This is a genomic window from Kitasatospora sp. NPDC089509 (assembly GCF_044749365.1).
Taxonomy (GTDB): domain Bacteria; phylum Actinomycetota; class Actinomycetes; order Streptomycetales; family Streptomycetaceae; genus Kitasatospora.
Map to the genome: position 1 here is coordinate 1 of NZ_JBIVHS010000007.1, position 19,714 is coordinate 19,714.

17 protein-coding genes are annotated in these 19,714 nt (G+C 72.3%); 6 read left to right on the forward strand and 11 right to left on the reverse strand.

The window, feature by feature from the left end; genetic code table 11:
• Positions 1–153: 153 nt before the first annotated feature.
• The 7 genes from ACIP4P_RS16735 to ACIP4P_RS16765 all read right to left on the reverse strand — a co-directional run bounded on the left by ACIP4P_RS16735 (position 154) and on the right by ACIP4P_RS16765 (position 7,925).
• Positions 154–741 carry a hypothetical protein gene (locus tag ACIP4P_RS16735; protein WP_400918927.1) on the reverse strand — a complete coding sequence of 196 codons (588 nt, stop codon included), beginning with the start codon at positions 739–741 and terminating at the stop codon, positions 154–156.
• Positions 742–925: 184 nt separating this feature from the next.
• Positions 926–1,729: an exodeoxyribonuclease III gene (locus tag ACIP4P_RS16740; protein WP_400918930.1), complete on the reverse strand. Its 804-nt coding sequence runs from the start codon at positions 1,727–1,729 to the stop codon at positions 926–928.
• A gap of 168 nt (positions 1,730–1,897) precedes the next feature.
• The gene (gene ggt / locus ACIP4P_RS16745; protein ID WP_400918933.1) at positions 1,898–3,685 is read right to left on the reverse strand and encodes a gamma-glutamyltransferase; all 1,788 of its coding nucleotides are present in this window, start codon (positions 3,683–3,685) and stop codon (positions 1,898–1,900) included.
• Between the two features lie 268 nt (positions 3,686–3,953).
• The gene (locus ACIP4P_RS16750) at positions 3,954–5,060 is read right to left on the reverse strand and encodes an ROK family glucokinase (RefSeq protein ID WP_400918936.1); all 1,107 of its coding nucleotides are present in this window, start codon (positions 5,058–5,060) and stop codon (positions 3,954–3,956) included.
• Positions 5,057–5,872 carry an ATP-binding cassette domain-containing protein gene (locus tag ACIP4P_RS16755; protein WP_400918939.1) on the reverse strand — a complete coding sequence of 272 codons (816 nt, stop codon included), beginning with the start codon at positions 5,870–5,872 and terminating at the stop codon, positions 5,057–5,059. Before ACIP4P_RS16755 ends, ACIP4P_RS16750 begins: the two co-directional genes overlap by 4 nt.
• Complete coding sequence (locus tag ACIP4P_RS16760; protein WP_350512689.1) at positions 5,869–6,909, reverse strand: ABC transporter permease; 1,041 nt, start codon at positions 6,907–6,909, stop codon at positions 5,869–5,871. Before ACIP4P_RS16760 ends, ACIP4P_RS16755 begins: the two co-directional genes overlap by 4 nt.
• Positions 6,906–7,925, reverse strand: a complete 1,020-nt coding sequence (locus ACIP4P_RS16765; protein WP_400918943.1) for a substrate-binding domain-containing protein — start codon at positions 7,923–7,925, stop codon at positions 6,906–6,908. The genes ACIP4P_RS16760 and ACIP4P_RS16765 overlap by 4 nt, the downstream gene beginning before the upstream one ends.
• Positions 7,926–8,285: 360 nt before the next feature.
• Here ACIP4P_RS16765 and ACIP4P_RS16770 point away from each other — a divergent pair, with 360 nt between their 5' ends.
• Entirely contained in the window at positions 8,286–9,368 is a 1,083-nt protein-coding gene (locus ACIP4P_RS16770) for an alpha/beta hydrolase-fold protein (protein WP_350512687.1), read from the forward strand.
• A gap of 203 nt (positions 9,369–9,571) precedes the next feature.
• Here ACIP4P_RS16770 and ACIP4P_RS16775 read toward each other — a convergent pair whose 3' ends face one another.
• On the reverse strand, positions 9,572–11,164 hold the full coding sequence (locus ACIP4P_RS16775) for a PucR family transcriptional regulator (protein WP_400918946.1): 1,593 nt from the start codon (positions 11,162–11,164) through the stop codon (positions 9,572–9,574).
• A gap of 401 nt (positions 11,165–11,565) precedes the next feature.
• Between ACIP4P_RS16775 and ACIP4P_RS16780 the strand changes: the two genes are divergently transcribed.
• The 5 genes from ACIP4P_RS16780 to ACIP4P_RS16800 all read left to right on the forward strand — a co-directional run bounded on the left by ACIP4P_RS16780 (position 11,566) and on the right by ACIP4P_RS16800 (position 18,396).
• Complete coding sequence (locus ACIP4P_RS16780) at positions 11,566–12,453, forward strand: FAD binding domain-containing protein (RefSeq protein WP_350512685.1); 888 nt, start codon at positions 11,566–11,568, stop codon at positions 12,451–12,453.
• A complete protein-coding gene (locus ACIP4P_RS16785; protein WP_350512684.1) occupies positions 12,450–12,938 on the forward strand; it encodes a (2Fe-2S)-binding protein in 489 nt (162 codons plus the stop codon). The genes ACIP4P_RS16780 and ACIP4P_RS16785 overlap by 4 nt, the downstream gene beginning before the upstream one ends.
• On the forward strand, positions 12,935–15,301 hold the full coding sequence (gene pucD / locus ACIP4P_RS16790; RefSeq protein WP_400918951.1) for a xanthine dehydrogenase subunit D: 2,367 nt from the start codon (positions 12,935–12,937) through the stop codon (positions 15,299–15,301). Before ACIP4P_RS16785 ends, pucD begins: the two co-directional genes overlap by 4 nt.
• A gap of 271 nt (positions 15,302–15,572) precedes the next feature.
• Positions 15,573–17,057, forward strand: a complete 1,485-nt coding sequence (locus ACIP4P_RS16795) for an NCS2 family permease (protein ID WP_400918954.1) — start codon at positions 15,573–15,575, stop codon at positions 17,055–17,057.
• A gap of 145 nt (positions 17,058–17,202) precedes the next feature.
• Entirely contained in the window at positions 17,203–18,396 is a 1,194-nt protein-coding gene (locus ACIP4P_RS16800; RefSeq protein WP_400918957.1) for an XdhC family protein, read from the forward strand.
• 24 nt (positions 18,397–18,420) lie between these two features.
• On the opposite strand, the gene ACIP4P_RS16805 is transcribed toward ACIP4P_RS16800, so the two are convergent.
• Genes ACIP4P_RS16805 through ACIP4P_RS16815 form a run of 3 tightly spaced genes read right to left on the reverse strand, consistent with a single transcriptional unit; the run spans position 18,421 to position 19,682 of the window.
• Positions 18,421–19,041 (reverse strand): LysE family translocator, encoded by a 621-nt coding sequence (locus ACIP4P_RS16805; RefSeq protein WP_400918960.1) that lies wholly within the window; start codon positions 19,039–19,041, stop codon positions 18,421–18,423.
• Positions 19,042–19,075: 34 nt separating this feature from the next.
• Positions 19,076–19,492 (reverse strand): PIN domain nuclease, encoded by a 417-nt coding sequence (locus tag ACIP4P_RS16810; protein ID WP_350512678.1) that lies wholly within the window; start codon positions 19,490–19,492, stop codon positions 19,076–19,078.
• Entirely contained in the window at positions 19,485–19,682 is a 198-nt protein-coding gene (locus ACIP4P_RS16815; RefSeq protein ID WP_400918964.1) for a type II toxin-antitoxin system VapB family antitoxin, read from the reverse strand. The genes ACIP4P_RS16810 and ACIP4P_RS16815 overlap by 8 nt, the downstream gene beginning before the upstream one ends.
• Positions 19,683–19,714 lie beyond the last annotated feature (32 nt).

Sequence of the window (19,714 nt, forward strand, 5' to 3'; positions counted from 1 at the left end):
CCCGGGCCCCCCCCCCCCCGGGGGGGGGGGGGTTGGGGGGGGCCCCCGCGGCGGGGGGGGGGGGGGGGGGGGGCGGCCCCGCCCCCCCCCCCCCCCGCGGGGCGCCGGGGCGGGGGCCCCCCGCCGCGGCACTGCCGCGGAGCGTCGGGGCCGTCAGGCACTGCGCCTCCGGAGCAGCCAGAAGCCGCCGACGCCGCCGACCACCAGGGCCAGCCCTCCGGCGAGCTCCGCCGGGTCCGCCGCGACCGAGCCGCCGAGGCCGGTCTTCGCCGCGCCGTGCGGGGCGACCTGCTGGCTGCCGGCACCGGACTGCCCGAGCGAGCCGGCCCACTCCCCCGCCGCCTTGCCCCAGTCACCGAGGCCCTTGTCGGCACCGCCGGCGGTCACGGTGGTGACCTTGACGGTGGTGGAGAAGGCGCCGCCGTCCGGGCAGGTGCCGTCGACCTTGCTGTCCCCGTTGTGCTGGGAGGCCAGCCGGGCGGAGCCGCTGTGCTTGCCGTCGGCCCCGAGCGTGAGGGTCGCCGGGCCGCCCTCGAAGGCGGCGGAGTGGGCGGTGATGGTCTTGGCGTCGGGCTTGTCCGACTTCTCGCAGGAGACCGTGACCGTCACGGTCTGGCCCGGTGCGGCCTGGGTCGGGCTGACCGAGGCCGCGCCGTCCCTGGCCGATGCGAGGGGGGCCGTCAGACCGGTCAGCACCGTCGCGCCGATCAGGGCGGCGGCGGCCGTACGCGTGGGGCGCATGCCGGAACCTCCGGGATTCTCGGGCGCAGCCGGGGACTCCCATGTCCACGTGGTGTTTCAACTGCACCCGGTCATTCACCGACGGTAGGCAGGCCTCCGGTGCCCGGCCACCGCTCAGGACCGTTGGAGCGACGGCCCGTCACCGCGGGTGACCGCGGCGCCCCGATGGTGACTCAGTGGTGACTCAGAGGTCGAGGTCGACCACGACCGGGGCGTGGTCCGAGGTGCCCTTGCCCTTGCGGGCCTCGCGGTCCACGTAACTGTCGGTGACGGCGTCGGCGAAGGGCTTGTTGGCGTACGTGAGGTCGATCCGCATGCCCCGGTTCTTCGGGAAGGCCAGCTGGCGGTAGTCCCAGTAGGTGTAGGGGCGGTCGTACTTCAGCGGGCGCGGCACCACGTCGTGCAGACCGATCTCGCCGAGGGCCTCCAGCGCGGCGCGCTCGACCGGGGTGACGTGGGTGAGGCCCTCGAAGGCGGCGACGTCGTAGACGTCCTCGTCCGCGGGGGCGATGTTGAAGTCCCCGAGCACGGCGAAGGGGCGCGGGCCGGCCGCGTCCTCGACGGAGGCCTTGCGCAGCGCCTCCAGCCACTCCAGCTTGTAGTGGTAGTGCGGGTGGTCGACCTCGCGGCCGTTGGGCACGTAGACCGACCAGACCCGCACCGGGCCGCAGGTCGCGGCGATGGCGCGCGGCTCGACGTCGGGCAGCAGGGCGCCGTCGGCGAGGTACCCGGGCTGGCCGGGCAGGTCGCGCACCACGTCGTCCAGGCCGATCCGGGAGACGATGGCGACGCCGTTCCACCGGCCGGTGCCGTGCGCGGCCGTCTCGTAGCCGAGCTCGCGGACCGGCTCGTACGGGAAGGCGTCGGCCGCGCACTTGAGCTCCTGGAGGCAGAGCACGTCGGGCTTGGCGCTCTCCAGCCACTCCAGGAGCTTGGGCAGCCGCGCGGTGACGGAGTTGATGTTCCAGGTGGCGATGCGGACGGTCACGGCGGGCGGCCTTCCCGGTGGTTCGGTCGGTACGGACGGGGGTGGGCCCCTGCAGGAGGCCCACCCCGAACATACCGCCCGGCACCGACAACCCGGCCCGACCGGCGCCCTGGCCGGAGCGGCACCGGGGTCCGGAGCCGCTCGGGCCGGGGCACCGACGGCGGGGCGTCAGCCGGCGGGCCGGACCACCGCGGCCGAGCCGCCGCCGCGCCGCACCGGTTCGGCGGCGGCCACCCAGCGGCCGTCCGGCAGCCGTTCCACGCCGGTGGCGGCACCGATCTCGCCGCCGTCGGCGAACGTGTGCCCGAGGGCCTCCAGCGCGGTCCGCTCCGGCAGCGCCAGGAAGCCCGGCTCGGCCTGGGTGACGGCGGTGTTGCGCTGGCTGGCGCGCGGCGCGGCGATGGCCTGCTCCAGGCTCAGCCCCCGGTCGAGGCGGCCGAGCAGCACCTGGAGGGTGGTGGTGACGATGGTCGCCCCGCCGGGGCTGCCGGTGGCCAGCAGCGGCTCGCCGTCCCGCAGCACGATGGTCGGGGACATCGAGGAGCGCGGCCGCTTGCCGGGGCCGGGCAGGTTGGGGTCGGGGACGCCGGCGGCGAGCGGGGTGAAGTCGAAGTCGGTCAGCTCGTTGTTGAGCAGGAAGCCCCGGCCGGGGACGGTGATGCCGCTGCCGCCGGTCTGCTCGATGGTGAGGGTGTAGGAGACGATGTTGCCCCAGCGGTCGGCCACCGTCAGGTGGGTGGTGTTGGGGCCCTCGTACGGCTCGGGGACGGCCTGGCCGGTGTCGGCGCAGTCGGCCGGGTGGCGCGGGTCGCCGGGGGCGAGCGGGCTGGTGAGGGCGTGGTCGGGGCTGATCAGGCAGGCCCGGGAGGCGGCGTAGCGCTCGGAGAGCAGCTGCTTGGTGGGGACGTCCTCGAAGGCCGGGTCGCCGACCCAGCGGTTGCGGTCGGCGAAGGCGATCCGGGAGGCCTCCAGGAAGTGGTGGTAGTACTGGGTGCTGCTGTAGGTCGAGAGGTCGCCGTCCTCCAGGATGTTCAGCGCCTCGCCGACGGTGGTGCCGCCGGAGCTGGACGGGGCCATCGAGTAGACGTCGTAGTCGCGGTAGGCGACGTGGGTGGGCGCCTGGCGGCGGACCTGGTAGGCGGCCAGGTCGGTGGTGTCGACCTTCCCCGGGCGGGCGTTGCGGCCGGCCGCCGGGTCAACCGGCGGGTGCTGCACGGTGTTGGCGATGTCCTGCGCCAACTCGCCCTGGTAGAAGGCCTTCACGCCGTCCTTGGCCAGCAGCTTGTAGGTCGCGGCGAGGTCGGGGTTGCGCAGCACGGAGCCGACCTCGGGGAGCTTGCCGTTCGGCAGGTAGAGCTTGGCGGTGGCCGGGAAGTCCTTGAACCGGGCGTAGTTGTCGGAGGTCTGGCCGCGGAAGGTGGCGTCGACCACGAAGCCGTTCTCGGCGATCCGCTCGGCGGGTTCGAGGTTCTGCGCGAGCGAGCGGGTGCCCCACTGGCGCAGGGCGGAGTCCCAGGTGGCGGGGGTGCCGGGGACGCCGACGGACAGGCCGCTGGTGACGGCGTCGGCGAAGGCCAGCGGCTTGCCGCCCTCCAGGAACAGCCCGCTGTCGGCGGTGCGACCGGCCGTCTCGCGGCCGTCGATGGTGTGCACCCGGCCGGTGGCGTGGTCGTAGTAGACGAAGTACCCGCCGCCGCCGACCCCGGAGGAGTACGGCTCGGTCACCCCGAGCGCCGCGGCGGCGGCCACCGCCGCGTCCACCGCGTTGCCGCCCTTGCGCAGCACCTCGATCCCGGCGGCGGTGGCGTCGGCGTCCACCGACGCCACCGCCCCGCCCCAGCCCACCGCCTCCGGCGTCTTCGCCGGCGGCGCCGCGGCCCCGGCGGGGCCGGTGGTGGCCCAGACCAGTGCGGTGGCGAGCAGCAGGGATGGTACGAGACGGGTCACGGCCCTCATCCGAGTCCTCCTGATGTGACGTCAACTCATCAGTTGTTCCACAGGAGGGATGATCCGACAACCACACCTTGCCATTACCAACGGGTGATGTGGCGACAGGTGGGCGACAAAGGCCTGGGCGGGAGGGGAAACAGAAAACAGCTGACAACTTTCAGCGAACAGAGAACGTTGTCTGTTCGCCGAAAGTTGTCAGCTGTTACTTGTCAGCTGTCAGCTGTTACCCGTCGGCTGCCACCGGCGGCACCGGCCGCCCGTACGACCCCGCCGGCTACGGCGCGCTGCGCTCCACCCGCCGCCGCTTGATGGTGCGGAACCGCCGGGCGACCTGCCGCGCCAGGTCCGCGGCGCCGACCAGGCCCGCCTCGTTGCCGAGGGCGGCGTGGACGATGGTGGCCTCGGGCCGGAAGCCGCGGCCGGTCAGGGTGCGGCGGAAGGTGTCCCGGGCCGGGCCGAGCAGCAGGTCGCCGGCCTCCGAGACGCCGCCGCCGATCACGAAGCGCCCCGGGTCGAGGCCGGCGGCCAGGTTGGCGATGCCGACCCCGAGCCAGGTGCCGACCTCGTAGAGCAGCTCGATCGCGGTCGGGTCGCCCTCCCGGGCGGCCTCGGTGACCAGCGGTCCGGTGATGCCCTCGACCGTGCCGCCGGCCCGGGCGAGCAGCTGCTGCACCACCGGGGACTCCTCCGCGACCAGCTCCCGCGCGTCCCGCACCAGTGCGTTGCCGGAGGAGTACTGCTCCCAGCAGCCGCGGTTGCCGCACGGGCAGCGGTGGCCGCCGGGCACCACCTGCATGTGCCCGAACTCGCCCGCCAGGCCGTACTTGCCGCGGTCGACGTAGCCGTCCCGGACGACCGCGCCGCCGATGCCGGTGCCCAGGGTGAGCATCACCATGTGGTCCTCGCCGCGCCCGGCGCCGAAGCGCCACTCCGCCCAGGCGGCCGCATTGGCGTCGTTCTCCACGATCACCGGGAAGCGCAGCCGCTCGCTGAGCGCCTGCTGCAGCGGCTCGTTGCGCCAGTTGAGGTGCGGGGCGAAGAGCACCCGGGAGCGGTCGGCGTCGACCCAGCCCGCCGCGCCGATGCCCACCGCGTGGACGTCGTGCCGGTCGGCGAGCTGGAGCACCAGCTCGACGATCACGTCCTCGACGACCTTGGCGCTCTTGCTCTTGTGCGGGGTGTCGGTGCGCAGCTTCTCCAGCACCTTGCCCTCGCCGTCGACGACCCCGGCGACCACCTTGGTGCCGCCGATGTCGACGCCGATGGTGGGCAGCCGCAGTATCCCCGCGGGCAGGGCACGGCGGCGGCGCTCGGCGCGCGGGCCGAGGCCGAGCAGGGTGGGCAGGACGGCCGGCCGAGTGCTGCCTTGGGGGCTGGTCACGGCTGCGGACGCTCCTCACGGGAGGGGGTGGGGTTCGGACGGGCCAGCTCGTGCGAGAGTTCGGCGAGGTCGGAGCCGCCGGCCATCTCGGTGGTGAGCTGTTCGAGGCTGATCTCGGCGCGCGGGTGGCTACCGGCCATCCGCCCCCGCTTCAGCAGCGTGAAGTGGTCGCCGACCAGGTAGGCGTGGTGCGGGTTGTGGGTGATCAGGACGACCCCGAGGCCGGCGTCGCGGGCCGCGGTGACGTACTTGAGCACCACCCCGGACTGCTTGACGCCGAGCGCCGCGGTCGGCTCGTCCAGGATCAGCACCTTGGCGCCGAAGTGGACGGCCCGGGCGATCGCCACGCACTGGCGCTGGCCGCCGGAGAGGGTGCCGATCGGCCGGTCGACGTCGTGCAGGTCGATGCCCATCTCGGCGAGCGCCCGGCGGGTGGTGGCGCGCATGCCGTCGGCGTCCAGCCGCAGGCCGCCCCAGCGGCGCATGCCCTGCTCGGAGCCGAGGAAGAAGTTGCGCCACACCGGCATCAGCGGGACGACGGCGAGGTCCTGGTAGACGGTGGCGATGCCACGGTCCAGCGCCTGGCGCGGGGAGTCCAGCCGGACCTCCTCGCCGCCGATGGTGTAGCTGCCCTCGTCGTGCCGGTGCAGCCCGGCGATGATCTTGATCAGGGTGGACTTGCCGGCCCCGTTGTCGCCGAGCACGCAGCTGATCTCACCGGCCCGGAGGGTCAGCGAGACGTCCTGCAGCGCCCGGACCGTCCCGTAGGTCTTGCCGACGCCCTGGAGCGAGAGGAGTTCCGAGTCGTTCATCGCGGGCCCCGTTCCGCCCGGCGCTTGACGTAGGCGTTGAGCAGCGCGGCCAGCAGCAGCATCGCGCCGAGGAAGAACTTGAACCAGTCCGGGTTCCACTGGGCGTAGATGATCCCCTTGCTGGCCATGCCGAAGATCAGCGCGCCGAGCGCGGAGCCCGCCACCGAGCCGTAGCCGCCGGTGATCAGGCAGCCGCCGATCACCGCCGCGACGATGTAGATCAGCTCGTTGCCGACGCCCTCGCCGGACTGCACGGTGTCGAAGGAGAACAGCAGGTGCTGCCCGAGCACCCAGGCCCCGAAGCCGACGCCCAGGTAGAGCACCGTCTTGGTGCGGGCGACCGGCACGCCGACCGCGCGGGCGGCGGCCGCGTCGCCGCCGACGGCGAAGATCCAGTTGCCGAAGCGGGTGCGCAGCAGCACCCAGCTGCCGACCACCAGCAGGCCGAGCCACCACCAGACGGTGGCCTTGATCGCCAGTCCGCCGATGTTCAGCTCCGAGGCGAACAGCCAGCGGCAGGTCTCGAAGCCCTGCATGTCGGAGATCGGCTTGGTGGAGACCGTCCCGGAGATCGCCTTGGTGAGGCCCAGGTTGGCGCCGGTCAGCATCAGGAAGGTGCCCAGGGTGACGATGAAGCTGGGCAGCCTGGTGCGGCCGAGCATCCAGCCGTTGAAGCCGCCGATGGCCAGCGTGGTGGCCAGCGAGACCAGCACGCCGACCCAGGTGACCGCGGTGAACTGGTACGAGACCATCGAGGAGGTCAGCGCGGCGGTGGTGACCAGCACGCCGGCCGACAGGTCGAACTCGCCGCCGATCATCAGCAGCGAGACCGGGACGGCCATGATCCCGATGGTGGACGCCGCGTAGAGCACGGTGCCCAGCGAGGAGACCCGCAGGAAGGGCTCGGCGACGGCGGCGAACACCGCGAACACCGCGACGGCGGCGATCAGCGAGCCGAGCTCGGGGCGGGCGAGGAGGCGCCGCAGGGCGGCCGGACGGTCCTGGACGAGCAGGTCCGGGGTGGTCGGACTGCTCACCTGGTCCCCCTCGCCACGTACTCGGCGAGCGCGTCGGCGTTGTCCTTGGTGAGGATCTGCGGGCCGGTCGCGACGGGCTTGCCGCCGCCGAGCATGTCCAGGTTGGACTTGTACAGCCACAGCAGGTCGACGCCCTCGTAGCCCTGGAGGTACGGCTGCTGGTCGACGGCGAAGCCGACGCTGCCGGACTTGAGCCCGGCCACCACCTGCGGTCCCAGGTCGAAGGTGTCCAGCTCCACGGTGCGGTGGGCGTCCTGGACGGCCTGCAGCCCGGTGGCGGCCATCGGGCCGGAGAGGGTGAGGACGGTGTCGATGGAGGTGTCGGCCTGGAGCTTGGCGGAGATCGCCGCCCGGGCGTCCGGCATGTCGACGCCGTTGACGTAGAGGACCTGGAAGCCGCCGCCGGCCTTGGACTGGGCGCCGGAGCAGCGCTCCTCCTGGCCGACGTTGCCCTGCTCGTGGATCACGCAGAGCACGTTCTTCCGGCCGCGCGAGGCCAGCTCGGTGCCGGCCGCCTGACCGGCCGAGGACTCGTCCTGACCGATGTGGGTCAGGGCGCCGAACTTGGCGGAGTACTCCTGACCGGAGTTGATCGTGATGACGGGGATGCCGGCCGCCTTGGCCTTGCCGAGGACGTCGGCCATCGCGTCGCCCTTGGCGAGGGTGACCAGCAGGCCGTCGACCTTCTGGTCGATGGCGGCCTGGACCAGCTGGACCTGGTTCTGGGTCTGCGCGTCGTTGGAGTACAGGAAGGTGATGTTGTCCTTGGCGGCGGCCTGCTCGGCGCCCTTGCGCACGCTGTCCCAGAAGGCGTCGCCGGCTCCGGCGTGGGTCACCATGGCGACCTTCCAGCGCGGGGTGGTGACGGCGCTGCCTCCGGCGGCCGCGGCCTTGGCGCGGGCCTCCTCGGCGCGTCTGCCTCCGGTACTGCTGCAACCGGCCGCGGTGACCGCGATGGCCAGGACGGCGCACACGGGCCAGAAGCGGCGGGACGGGCGAAAGCGGGTTGTGCTCATCCCCCTAGTCTCTCTGGCCCGGCCGCGCGGGATCGCACCGCCTCGCCCGGCAGCGCGATCGGCGCGGGAGGTAAGGTGCCCCGGGGGACCTTCCTGGAAGTTCGCTGAACATCTGGTCCGGAGCACCGCCGTCCGGGTGACAGACTAGGCGCCGACCCGAAGCAGGAACAGCTCGGAAACGTGATGTTCCTCTCAGGTTCCGCACAGATTCGGACGGCAACCGATCATCGGTTCGCACCGTCTGATGCCATTGACGTGCGTTCGGGCGAGCGGGGCCCGGGCGGCGAGCGATCCGGATACGAGAACTTGATGGAACTGACAGGTACGCCATTCTTCATCCTCACCGTCATCCTGGTGCCGGTGTCCATCACAGTGGCGCTGCTGTTCTGGGGGAAGGTGCGCGGCCCCCAGCCGGTGCGCACCCTGTCCCGGATCGTCATGATCATGTTCTGCCAGGTCACGGCCGTGCTGATGGTCTTCGTGATGGTGAACAACGCGAACCTGATCTACGGCAACTGGGACGACCTGCTCGGCACCGGTGACCACGTCCGCGCGGTGCCCTCGGTGGCGCCGGTGGACCCGGCCGGCAACGCCAAGGACGGCTCGGGCGACGCCGCCAAGCAGCCGCCCAAGGTGCTGCAGAAGTTCGGCGGGGTGAACGACCCGGCGGTGCCGGGCGACGTCCAGAAGACCGACCTCAAGGGCCAGGTGTCCGGCGTCGACGGCGAGGTGCTGGTCTGGCTGCCGCCGCAGTACAACGACCCGGCGTTCAAGGACAAGAAGTTCCCGGTGGTCGAGCTGATCCCCGGCTACCCGGGCTCCTCCTCCACCTGGTACGGCACCCTCAAGGTCTCCGAGCAGCTCAAGCCGCTGATGCAGCAGGGCAAGGTCGCGCCCTTCATCCTGGTCTCGCCGCGCACCCTGCTGCTGGGCAACCACCAGGACGCGGGCTGCACCGACATCCCCGGCAAGATCAACGCCGACGCCTGGATCACCCGCGACGTCCCGCAGATGGTGCTGGACAACTTCCGCGCCGACCCGTCCTCGGACCGCTGGGCGATCGCCGGCTACTCGGCCGGCGCCCACTGCGCGGCCAAGCTGTCGCTGGCCCACCCCAACCGCTACCGGGCCGGCATCGCGATGTCCGGCTACAACGACCCGGGGTCCGAGCCGGACTCGCTGGTCGGCAAGGACCCGAAGCTGCGCACCGAGAACAACCCGGTCAACATCCTCAAGTCCGCCCAGCAGCCGCCGAAGGTCGCCCTGCTGGTCAGCGGCGCCAAGGGGGACGGCTACGAGGACGGCCAGGCGATCGCCGCCGCGGCCAAGGAGCCGACCAAGGTCCAGGTCGAGGAGAGCACCGGCCCGCACACCACCGACATGTGGAAGCGGATGGTCCCGAGCGCCTTCGAGTGGCTGACCACGATCATCCCGGCGCAGTAGCCGACCGCCGGACATGACTGAGGGCCCGCCGCGAACGTTCGCGGCGGGCCCTCAGCCGTTTCTGATCTTCCACGTCCGGTCACTGTCAGCGGATTGCCAGGAATCGACCGGAACTGACAGGAACCGATCAGGCGGATTCCGGGCGGGCCGGCGAAGGCTCCCGGCCTTCCCGGCCCCCGGCCCCCGGCCTTCCCGGTCGACGCTCAGGCCAGTTCCAGCGCCAGGTAGAAGTCCACCCGGTCCTCCAGCCGGGAGAGGTCCCGGCCGGTCAGCTCCTCGATCCGGCCGATCCGGTAGCGCAGGGTGTTGACGTGGACGTGCAGCTGCCCGGCGCAGCGGGTCCAGGAGCCGTCCGAGCGCAGGAAGGCCTCCAGGGTGCGGACCAGGTCCGCCTGGTGCTCGATGTCGTACGCGATCACCTTGTCCAGCAGCCGGCTGCGGAAGGCCCGGCGGACCTCGTCCGGGACGGCGGCCAGCAGCAGCACGTGCGAGGCCAGCTCCTCGGGGCCGGCCACGCAGACCCGGCCGACCCGGGCGGCGGCGATCCGGCGGGCGTGCCGGGCCTCCTCCAGGGCGCCGCGCAGACCGCCCGCCTCGGAGGCGGGGGCGGAGACGCCGAGGGTGATCCGGCCCTCCGAGCCGAGCCCGGCCTCCAGCGGGGCGAGCAGCTCGCGCAGGGTGTCGGCGGGCACCGGGCTGTCCATCGCGGGCAGCACCACCACGGCGCCGTGCCCCGCCCCGGCGACCAGGGCGCGGTCGGTGGTGCCGCCGAGCGCCTCCTCCAGGACCGCCCGCACCGTACCCTCCGGCAGGCCGGTGCCCTCGGCGCTGAGCACCAGCCAGGAGGCGTCCTGGGAGTGGGACTTGGGCTCGGGGCTCTCGTAGCGGGCGGCCATCGCCGAGGAGGCGTACAGGGTGCGGCTGATCTCGGCCGGGTCGGCGTCCCGGCGCAGCAGGGCGAGCAGTTCGTCGGCCAGCCGGCGGCGCAGTCGGCGGCCCTCGTCCCGGCGGTGGCGCTCGGCGGCGACCAGCCGGGCCAGGTTCTCGGCGAGCTGCTGGCGCTTGGTGGTCCACTCGGTGACGTCGCCGGCCACCGCGAGCACCCAGTCCGCCAGCGGTGCCTCGTGCTCGGCGGAGGCCGCGGCGGGCAGCAACGAGTAGGCGCCGCCCGCCAGTCGGGCCCGGTGCGGGGGGCGGCGGCGCTGGCGCTGGGCGGCCAGGTGGGCGCGGACCAGCTGGTCGCGGTCCTCGGCGGTGAGCCGGTCGGCCGGGCCGGCGATCACCCCGCCGGTCGGGGTGAGCACCCAGCAGTCCAGGTCGAGGTCGCCGCCGAGCAGGTCCAGCACGGCGTCCAGTCCGCCGCCGCCGGCCGCCGAGACCAGCAGCCGGTGCCGGTCGACCAGGGCGGCGAGGTCGGCCGCGCGGTCGGCGGAGACCTGACGGCCGATGAACTCGGTGACGGTGCCGAAGGCGATGTCGTCGGGGACGGCCAGCAGCGGCATCCGGTGCCGGCGGCAGGCCTCGACCAGGTCCTCGGGCACCGGGCCGACCTCGGCCTCGCCGGCCGCCAGGGCGACCGCGCCGCCGGCCGCGATGGTGCGGACGAACCGCTCGGAGTCGGCGGGGCCGCTGCGCCAGAGCATCCCGGTGAGCACCAGCTCGCCGCCGTGCAGGTAGCGGCCGGGGTCGTGCAGGTCCGTGGTCATCACGCCGCTGACCTGCCGGTCCAGCTCCTCCTCGGCCGCGAGCAGGCGCAGTCGGGGGGCACCGGGGGCGAGCAGGTCACGGACACGCATCCGCGGACTCCTTACGGGGGCTGGAACAGGGGTTGGAACAGGGGTTGGAACAAGGGGTGGAACAGAGCGTCGGAACGGCGGCCGGGCCAAGCGTCGGCGGCCGGATCGAGGGGGTGGGGGTGACAGTGTGCCCGAACATCCGTGCTCGGCGTTACGTACCAGCGGACCGCCGGGTCACGGGCCCGTAGCCCGGCAATCACGGCCGGATTACGGTCGTAGGTAGCACTCGGCGAACACCTGGGCTGCGGGATTCTCCTGCTTAGAGGAACGTACAGGATGCCGGGCGGGCTCACAGCCGGGGCTTCATGCCATCGGTGACTGCCAGTGGGCCGCGTCACAGGGGTTCACTGGGCGACACGCCGCCGGACACCCGGTCGGCGAAGACTTGAGGAGAAACCCGCATGGAGTTCCTTCGGCCCGCCACCTGGGACGAGGCTCTCGCGGCGAAGGCTGAGTACCCGACCGCGCTGCCCATCGCGGGCGGCACGGACGTCATGGTCGAGCTGAACTTCGACGTGCACCGGCCATCCGCGATTCTCGACCTGAACCGCGTCACCGAGCTCACCGAATGGACGAACGACGGCAGCGTCGTCCGGCTCGGCGCCTCCGTCCCGTACGCCCGGATCATCGACGAGCTGTCCGGCCCGCTGCCCGGGCTCGCGCTGGCGGCGCACACCGTCGGCTCGCCGCAGATCCGCAACCGCGGCGGCGTCGGCGGCAACCTCGGCGGCGCCTCTCCGGCCGGTGACGCCCACCCCGCGCTGCTGGCGGCCGGCCGGGACGTGTTCGTCGAGGCGGCCTCGGTGCGCGGTACCCGGCTGATCCCGATCGACGAGTTCTACGTCGGGGTCAAGCGCAACAGCCTGGAGGCCGACGAGCTGATCCGGGCCGTGCGCATCCCGGTCGCGGACGGCCCCCAGCAGTTCTCGAAGATCGGCACCCGCAACGCGATGGTGATCGCGGTCTGCGCGTTCGGCTTCGCGCTGCACCCGAAGGACGGCACCGTCGGCACCGGGATCGGTTCGGCCGCCCCCACGCCGCGCCGCGCCGTCGAGGCCGAGGAGTACCTGCGGGGAGTGCTCGCCGAGCGCGGGCTCTGGGAGTCCGGGGAGCTGCTGGGCACCGAGGTGATCCAGCGCTTCGGCGAGCTGGTGAAGGCCGCCGCCTCCCCCATCGACGACGTCCGCGGCACCGCCGACTACCGGCGCCACTCGCTCGCCGTGATGGCCCGCCGCACCCTCACCTGGTGTTGGAACGACTACAGCAAGCAGATCAGGAGCGCGGCATGAGGGTCACGTTCACCGCCAACGGCAAGCCGGTCGAGGCCGACGACGTGTGGGAGGGCGAGAGCCTGCTCTACGTGCTGCGCGAGCGCGTCGGCCTGCCCGGTTCGAAGAACGCCTGCGAGCAGGGCGAGTGCGGCTCCTGCACCGTCTACCTGGACGGCGTGCCGGTCTGCTCCTGCCTGGTCGCGGCCGGACAGGTGCAGGACCGCGAGGTGCGCACGGTCGAGGGCCTGGCCGAGGAGGACGGCGAGCTGGGCCTGGTCCAGCAGGCGTTCGTCGACGCCGGCGCCGTCCAGTGCGGCTTCTGCACCCCGGGGCTGCTGGTGCAGACCGACGCCCTGCTGGAGAAGGACGCCCAGCCGAGCGACAACGACATCCGCGAGGCGCTGTCGGGCAACCTGTGCCGCTGCACCGGCTACGAGAAGATCATGGACGCGGTGCGGCTCGCCTCCGCCCGCAAGTGCTCGGGCAAGGGGGCGTCGGCATGACCACCCGTACCATCCAGGGCCAGAAGAACCTGCAGAACATCAACCAGGCCTCCAAGGACGGCATCGGCGGCTCGCCGCTGCGCCCGGACGGCAACCTGAAGGTCAGGGGCGAGTTCGCCTACTCCTCCGACCTGTGGCACGAGGACATGCTCTGGGGCATGGCGCTGCGCTCGCCGCACCCCCGGGCCAACATCCTCTCGGTGGACATCTCCGAGGCCCTCAAGGTGCCCGGCGTCTACGCGGTGCTGACCCACGAGGACATCCCCGGCGCCAAGTACTACGGCCTGGAGATCCAGGACCAGCCGGCCCTGGCGATCGACAAGATCCGGTACCACGGCGAGGCGATCGCACTGGTCGCCGCCGACCACCCGGAGACGGCCCGGCGCGCGGTGAAGAAGATCAAGGTCGAGTACGAGGTGCTCACCCCGATCGTCACCGAGGAGCAGTGCCTCGACCCGGAGACCCACGGCTACGTGCACGAGCCGCACGAGTACAAGTCGCACGCGTACGGCAATATCTGCCACGAGCAGAAGCTGGTCTCCGGCCTCGGCGTGACCGACGAGGTGCGGGCGCTGGCGGACGTCGTCGTGAGCGGCGACTACGAGGTCGGCATGCAGGACCAGGCCTTCCTCGGCCCGGAGTCCGGCCTGGCGGTGCCCGCCGAGGACGGCGGCATCGACCTCTACATCGCCACCCAGTGGCTGCACGTGGACCGCGAGCAGATGGCCCCGGTGCTGGACCTGCCCGAGGAGAAGGTCCGGCTCACCCTGGCCGGCGTGGGCGGCGCCTTCGGCGGCCGCGAGGACATCTCGATGCAGATCCACGCCTGCCTGCTGGCCCTGCACACCGGCAAGCCGGTCAAGATCGTCTACTCCCGGGACGAGTCCTTCTACGGCCACGTCCACCGCCACCCGGCCCGGATGCACTACGAGCACGGCGCCACCCGGGACGGCAAGCTGGTCTTCGCCGACTGCCGGATCGTGCTGGACGGCGGCGCCTACGCCTCCGCCTCCCCCGCCGTGGTCGGCAACGCGGCCTCGCTCGGCCACGGGCCGTACGTGATCCCGAACGTGAGGATGCACGCCGTCGCGCTGTACAGCAACAACCCGTCCTGCGGGGCGATGCGCGGCTTCGGGGCCGTCCAGGCGGCCTTCGGCTACGAGTCCCAGATGGACAAGCTGGCCGCCGAACTCGGCATGGACCCGGTCGAGTTGCGGCAGCTGAACGCGATGTCGGAGGGCGACTTCATGCCCACCGGCCAGCAGATCGACTCGCCCGCGCCGGTGGCCGAACTGCTGCGCCGGGCCAAGGAGATGCCGCTGCCGCCGCCGCTGGACACCGAGCACCTGGACGTCCGGGCACTGCCCGGAGCGCTGTCCAACACCTCGCACGGCGAGGGCATCGTGCGCGGGATCGGCTACTCGGTCGGCATCAAGAACGTCGGCTTCTCCGAGGGCTTCGACGACTACTCCACCGCCCGGGTGCGGCTGGAGGTGATCGGCGGCGAGCCGGTCGCCATGGTGCACACCGCGATGGCCGAGGTCGGCCAGGGCGGCGTCACCGTGCACGCCCAGATCGCCCGCACCGAGCTGGGCGTCGAGCAGGTCACCATCCACCCGGCCAACACCGAGGTGGGATCGGCCGGTTCGACCTCCGCCTCGCGCCAGACGTACATGACCGGCGGCGCGGTGAAGCTGGCCGCGGAGGCCGTCGCGCGGGAGCTGATCGAGAAGGGCCGGCGGCGGTACGGCTGGACCCACAAGGACATCACGCTGGCCGGCGGCAAGGTCGTCTCGGAGAGCGCCGGGGTCCTCGTGCCCATGGTGGACCTGCTCGGCGACGAGGCCATCGACCTCACCCGCGAGCACCACCACCGGCCCACCCAGGCCTTCGACAAGGAGACCGGACAGGGCTTCGGCCACGTCCAGTACACCTTCTGCGCCAACCGCGCGGTGGTGGACGTGGACGTCGAACTGGGCCTGGTCAAGGTGGTCGAGCTCACCGCCGTCCAGGACGTCGGCAAGGCGCTCAACCCGCTCTCCGTGGTCGGCCAGATCCAGGGCGGCTGCACCCAGGCGCTCGGGCTCGCGGTGATGGAGGAGATCATCGTCCGGGACGGGAAGGTGCGCAACGCCTCCTTCACCGACTACCTGATCCCCACCATCCTGGACACCCCGCCGATCCCGGTGGACGTCCTCGAACTGCCCGACCCGCACGCCCCGTACGGGCTGCGCGGCGTCGGCGAGGCGCCGACCGTGTCGGCGACCCCCTCGATCGTGGCGGCGATCCGCAACGCCACCGGTCTCGCGCTCAACCGGATCCCGGTCCGACCCGAGCACCTGACCACCGAACAGCCCGGCTGACACCGGGAGTTCGAGCCGGAACGGTACAACGAGTCACACTTCCCGGGGCGGTGACGTCTTCCCCGCCGCCCCGGGACCCCCACCCGCTGCCCTGCCCACGCCGGGGTTCCCGCAGTGGTGCGCACCACCCTCACCTGCACCACCACCTGCACCACTGGCACTCCCCTACGAGTGCCCCAGTGAGTCGATACCGTCCCCCTGTGCCAACTCCCTTGACTGGCAGTCAGGTCGGCTCGCCCACCCCAACCCCCTTTGACACTTGGGAGTGGACATGACCAGGATCCCCACGGAGCCCGGCACCACTGAAGCAGACAGACCCGCCGCGGACGAGCCCCACCCCTCCTCCCCGGCACCAGGGCCGAAGGGCGCGCTCGACGCGTACTTCAAGATCTCGGCCCGCGGCTCGACCCTCGCCAACGAACTACGCGGTGGCCTCACCACCTTCATGGCGATGGCGTACATCATCCTGCTCAACCCGCTGATCCTCGGCGGCGCGGACGTCACCGGTGTCAAGCTCGACCACGCCGCGCTGACCACCGCCACCGCCCTCGCGGCCGCCGTCACCACCATCCTGATGGGCGTCGTCGGCAACGTGCCGCTGGCGCTGGCCGCCGGACTCTCGGTCTCCGGCGCGGTCTCCGCGCTGGTGGTCCCCCACACCACCTGGCCCCAGGCCATGGGCCTGTGCGTGATCTACGGCCTGCTGATCGTGCTGCTGGTGGTCTCCGGACTGCGCGAGAAGATCATGAACGGCATCCCGCTGCCGCTCAAGCACGCGATCACCATCGGCATCGGCCTGTTCGTCACGATCATCGGCCTCTACAAGGCTGGCTTCGTGCACACCGGCGGCCCCACCCCGCTGTCGCTCGGCCCGTTCGGCGAGCTCTCCGGCTGGCCGGTCCTGGTCTTCTGCCTCACCCTGCTCACGATCTTCGTGCTGATGGCGCGCGGCGTGCGCGGCGCGATCCTGATCGGCATCGCGGGCGGGACCGTGGTCGCGATCCTGGTCAACAAGCTCGCCCACGTACCGGCCAAGGCCTGGGCGAGCTCCGTCCCGGTCTGGCCCGGCAGCCCGGTCGCCGCCCCCGACTTCAGCCTGTTCGGCCACGTCGACCTGTTCGGCGCCTTCGGCGGCCAGGGCCTCGGCGCGATCAGCGCCTCCGTCGCGGTCTTCACCCTGGTGCTGGCCGGATTCTTCGACGCGATGGCCACCATCATCGGCGTCGGCACCGAGGCCGGGCTCGCGGACAAGCAGGGCCGGATGCCCGGACTGTCCAAGGCCCTGTTCATCGACGGCGCCGGCGGCGCGGTCGGCGGCCTGGCCGGCGCCTCCGGGCAGACCGTCTTCGTGGAGTCCGCGACCGGCGTCGGCGACGGCGCCCGGACCGGCCTCGCCTCCACCGTCACCGGCGCCCTGTTCGCGCTGATGCTGTTCTTCTCGCCGCTGGCCGGCATCGTGCCGGTCGAGGTCGCCTCCGCTGCCCTGGTGGTGATCGGCTCGATGATGATGAGCCAGGCCCGGCACATCGACTGGTCCGACCGCGAGGTGGCCATCCCGGCCTTCCTGACCTGCGTGCTCATGCCGTTCACCTACAGCATCACGGCGGGCGTCGCGGCCGGCGTGATCTCGTACACGGTGATCAAGGCCGGACAGGGCAAGTGGCGCGAGCCCGGGGTGCTGATGTGGATCCTCACCGCGGTGTTCGTCGTGTACTTCGCGCTCAGCCCGATCAAGTCCTGGCTGGGCGTGCACTAGCCCCCTCTGTGCACTGGCCGCTCTCTGTGCACCAGCTGCTCTTTGTGCACTGGCCGCTCTTTGTGCACCACTGCCGCCGTACGGGATCGTTTCCCGTACGGCGGCGTCTCCCGCTACTGTCGAAACCGTGTAAGGAGCCTCCGACATGCAGGACATCGCCGAGCAGTTGCGGGCCTGGCACGCGTCCGGGCGCTCCTTCGCCGTGGCCACCGTCGTCGGTGTCTCCGGCAGCGCCCCACGCGACCCGGGTGCGGCACTCGCCGTCGACGCGACCGGGGAGGCGATCGGCAGCGTCTCCGGCGGCTGCGTCGAGGGAGCGGTGTACGAGCTCTGCCAGGCCGCGATCGAGAGCGGCGAATCCGTGCTGGAGCGCTTCGGCTACAGCGACGAGGACGCCTTCGCGGTCGGGCTGACCTGCGGCGGGATCCTCGACGTGTTCGTCCAACCGGTCGTGCCCGGGGCCGACCCGGGGATGGACGCCGGTCTCGGGTGCATCGCCGACGGGACGCCCGTCGCGCTCGCCCGGGTGATCGCCGGACCGGCCGGACTGCTCGGCGCCACCCTCGCCGTCACCGGCGACGGCGTGCACGGGGCGCTCTCCGTCGGACCGTCCACGGTCGGCGCCCTGGAACGCGCCCTGGTCGCCGAGGCCCGGGCCATGCTGGAGGCCGGCCGCACCGGGCGGATCGTGCTCGGCCTGGACGGACGGCCCTGCGACGACCGGGACCAGGGCACCGTCACCTGCTTCGTCGAGTCCTACGTGCCCGCGCCGCGGATGCTGGTCTTCGGCGCGATCGACTTCGCCGCCGCGGTGGTGCGGATCGGCAAGTTCCTCGGCTACCACGTCACCGTCTGTGACGCCCGGCCCGTCTTCGCCACCACCCGGCGCTTCCCCGAGGCGGACGAGGTGGTGGTCGACTGGCCGCACCGCTACCTGGACTCCCAGCTCGACCGGATCGACGGCCGCACCGTGCTGTGCGTGCTCACCCACGACGCCAAGTTCGACATCCCGCTGCTGGAGCGGGCCCTGCGGCTGCCGGTCGGCTACGTCGGCGCGATGGGCTCCCGGCGCACCCACCGCGACCGGGAGGCCAAGCTGCGCGAGGCCGGCCTGACCGACACCGAACTCGGCCGGCTGCGCTCCCCGATCGGCCTCGACCTCGGCTCGCGCACCCCGGAGGAGACCGCCGTCTCGGTGGCCGCCGAGATCATCGCCCACCGGCGGGGCGGCAGCTGCCTGCCGCTGAGCGCCGGGAACGGGCCGATCCACCACGACGTCGCGGCGGTGCCGGCTCCGGACGAGTCCTCCGCGAAGGCGCCGCGGACCCACGCCGCCTGAGGCCCGCCCGGGCCGCCCGGCGCCTCAGTCGCCCAGCGCCAGCTTGACGCCGAAGCCCACCACCACCGCGCCGGTCACCCGGTCCATCAGCCGCCGGGCGGCCGGGCGCCGCAGCCAGCCGCCCAGCACCCGGGCGAAGCCGACCAGGACGGTCGACCAGAGCACGCCCTCCACGACGTGCACGCAGGTCAGCGCCACCCCGGCGGCGAAGTGCGGGGCCCCGGCGGGAATGAACTGCGGCAGCACGGCCACGTAGAACACCCCGACCTTGGGGTTGAGCAGATTGGTCAGCGTCCCGCGCCGCCAGCCGTACCGGAATCCACCCTCGGCAGGCTCCTCCTCGGCCGCGGCCGCGCTCCCGCGCTTACGCAGCATCCCGACGCCCATCCACACCAGGTAGGCGGCGCCGGCCCAGCGCAGCACCTCGTACGCCACCTGCGAAGCGGTCAGCAGCGCCGTCACCCCGGCCGAGGTCAGCGTCCCCCAGATCAGCGTCCCGGTCTGGATCCCCAGCACCACCCCCCACGCCTGCCGCCGCCGCCCCAGCGCGGACGTCCGCAGCACCAGCGCGGTGTCGAGCCCGGGCGTCAGCGTGAGCAGCCCCACGACGAGGGCGAAGGACCACAGAGCCGTTGTCATCTCCATGGGCCTCGATGCTCTCACAGCCCCGATGGAGAGATCAGTCGGCCGTCCCCTGCGGGACGACCCACTCGGTCGGCTGGCCGGTGACGGCGGCGATCATGTCGTAGTCGCCGTCGTAGTGAAGGACCGTAGCGCCATGGCGTTCAGCGGTGGCGGCGATGACAAGGTCCGCCACGGACAAGGCCCGCCAGTTTCCGGCTGCTGTCAGGAGGGCTTGCACCTCGATGGCGCGGTCCCACACCTCGTCGGGGGTGGGGAGCCAGTCGAAGCCGCTGAGGCCCTCACGGATCTCGATGGCATCCGCCTTGGAGCGGGCACTGTGCATGATCTCCAGCTCGACAGCGCCACAGATCGCGACCACTCCCCTGATGATCAGCGGTCTGAGGACCGCCCTGACCCCCGGCTTGGAGAAGCGCGCGAAGGCCGACTTGTCGATCAGGTAGCGCTCAGTCACCCTTTTCCACCGGCCCGGTGAGATCGGGCAGTCCACCGTCGGCGAGCCAGGCCATGAACTTCTCGCGCTTGCGGCGCTTGACGAGATCCTCAAGAGCGGCGTTGACGGTCGCGACCTTGGTTGTCGTACCGAGAATCTCGGCGGCCTCGGCCAGGAGTTCGTCGTTGACGTCTATCACGGTGCGAGCCATGGCTGACCTCCCAAAGGAATACAGGCCTGCGA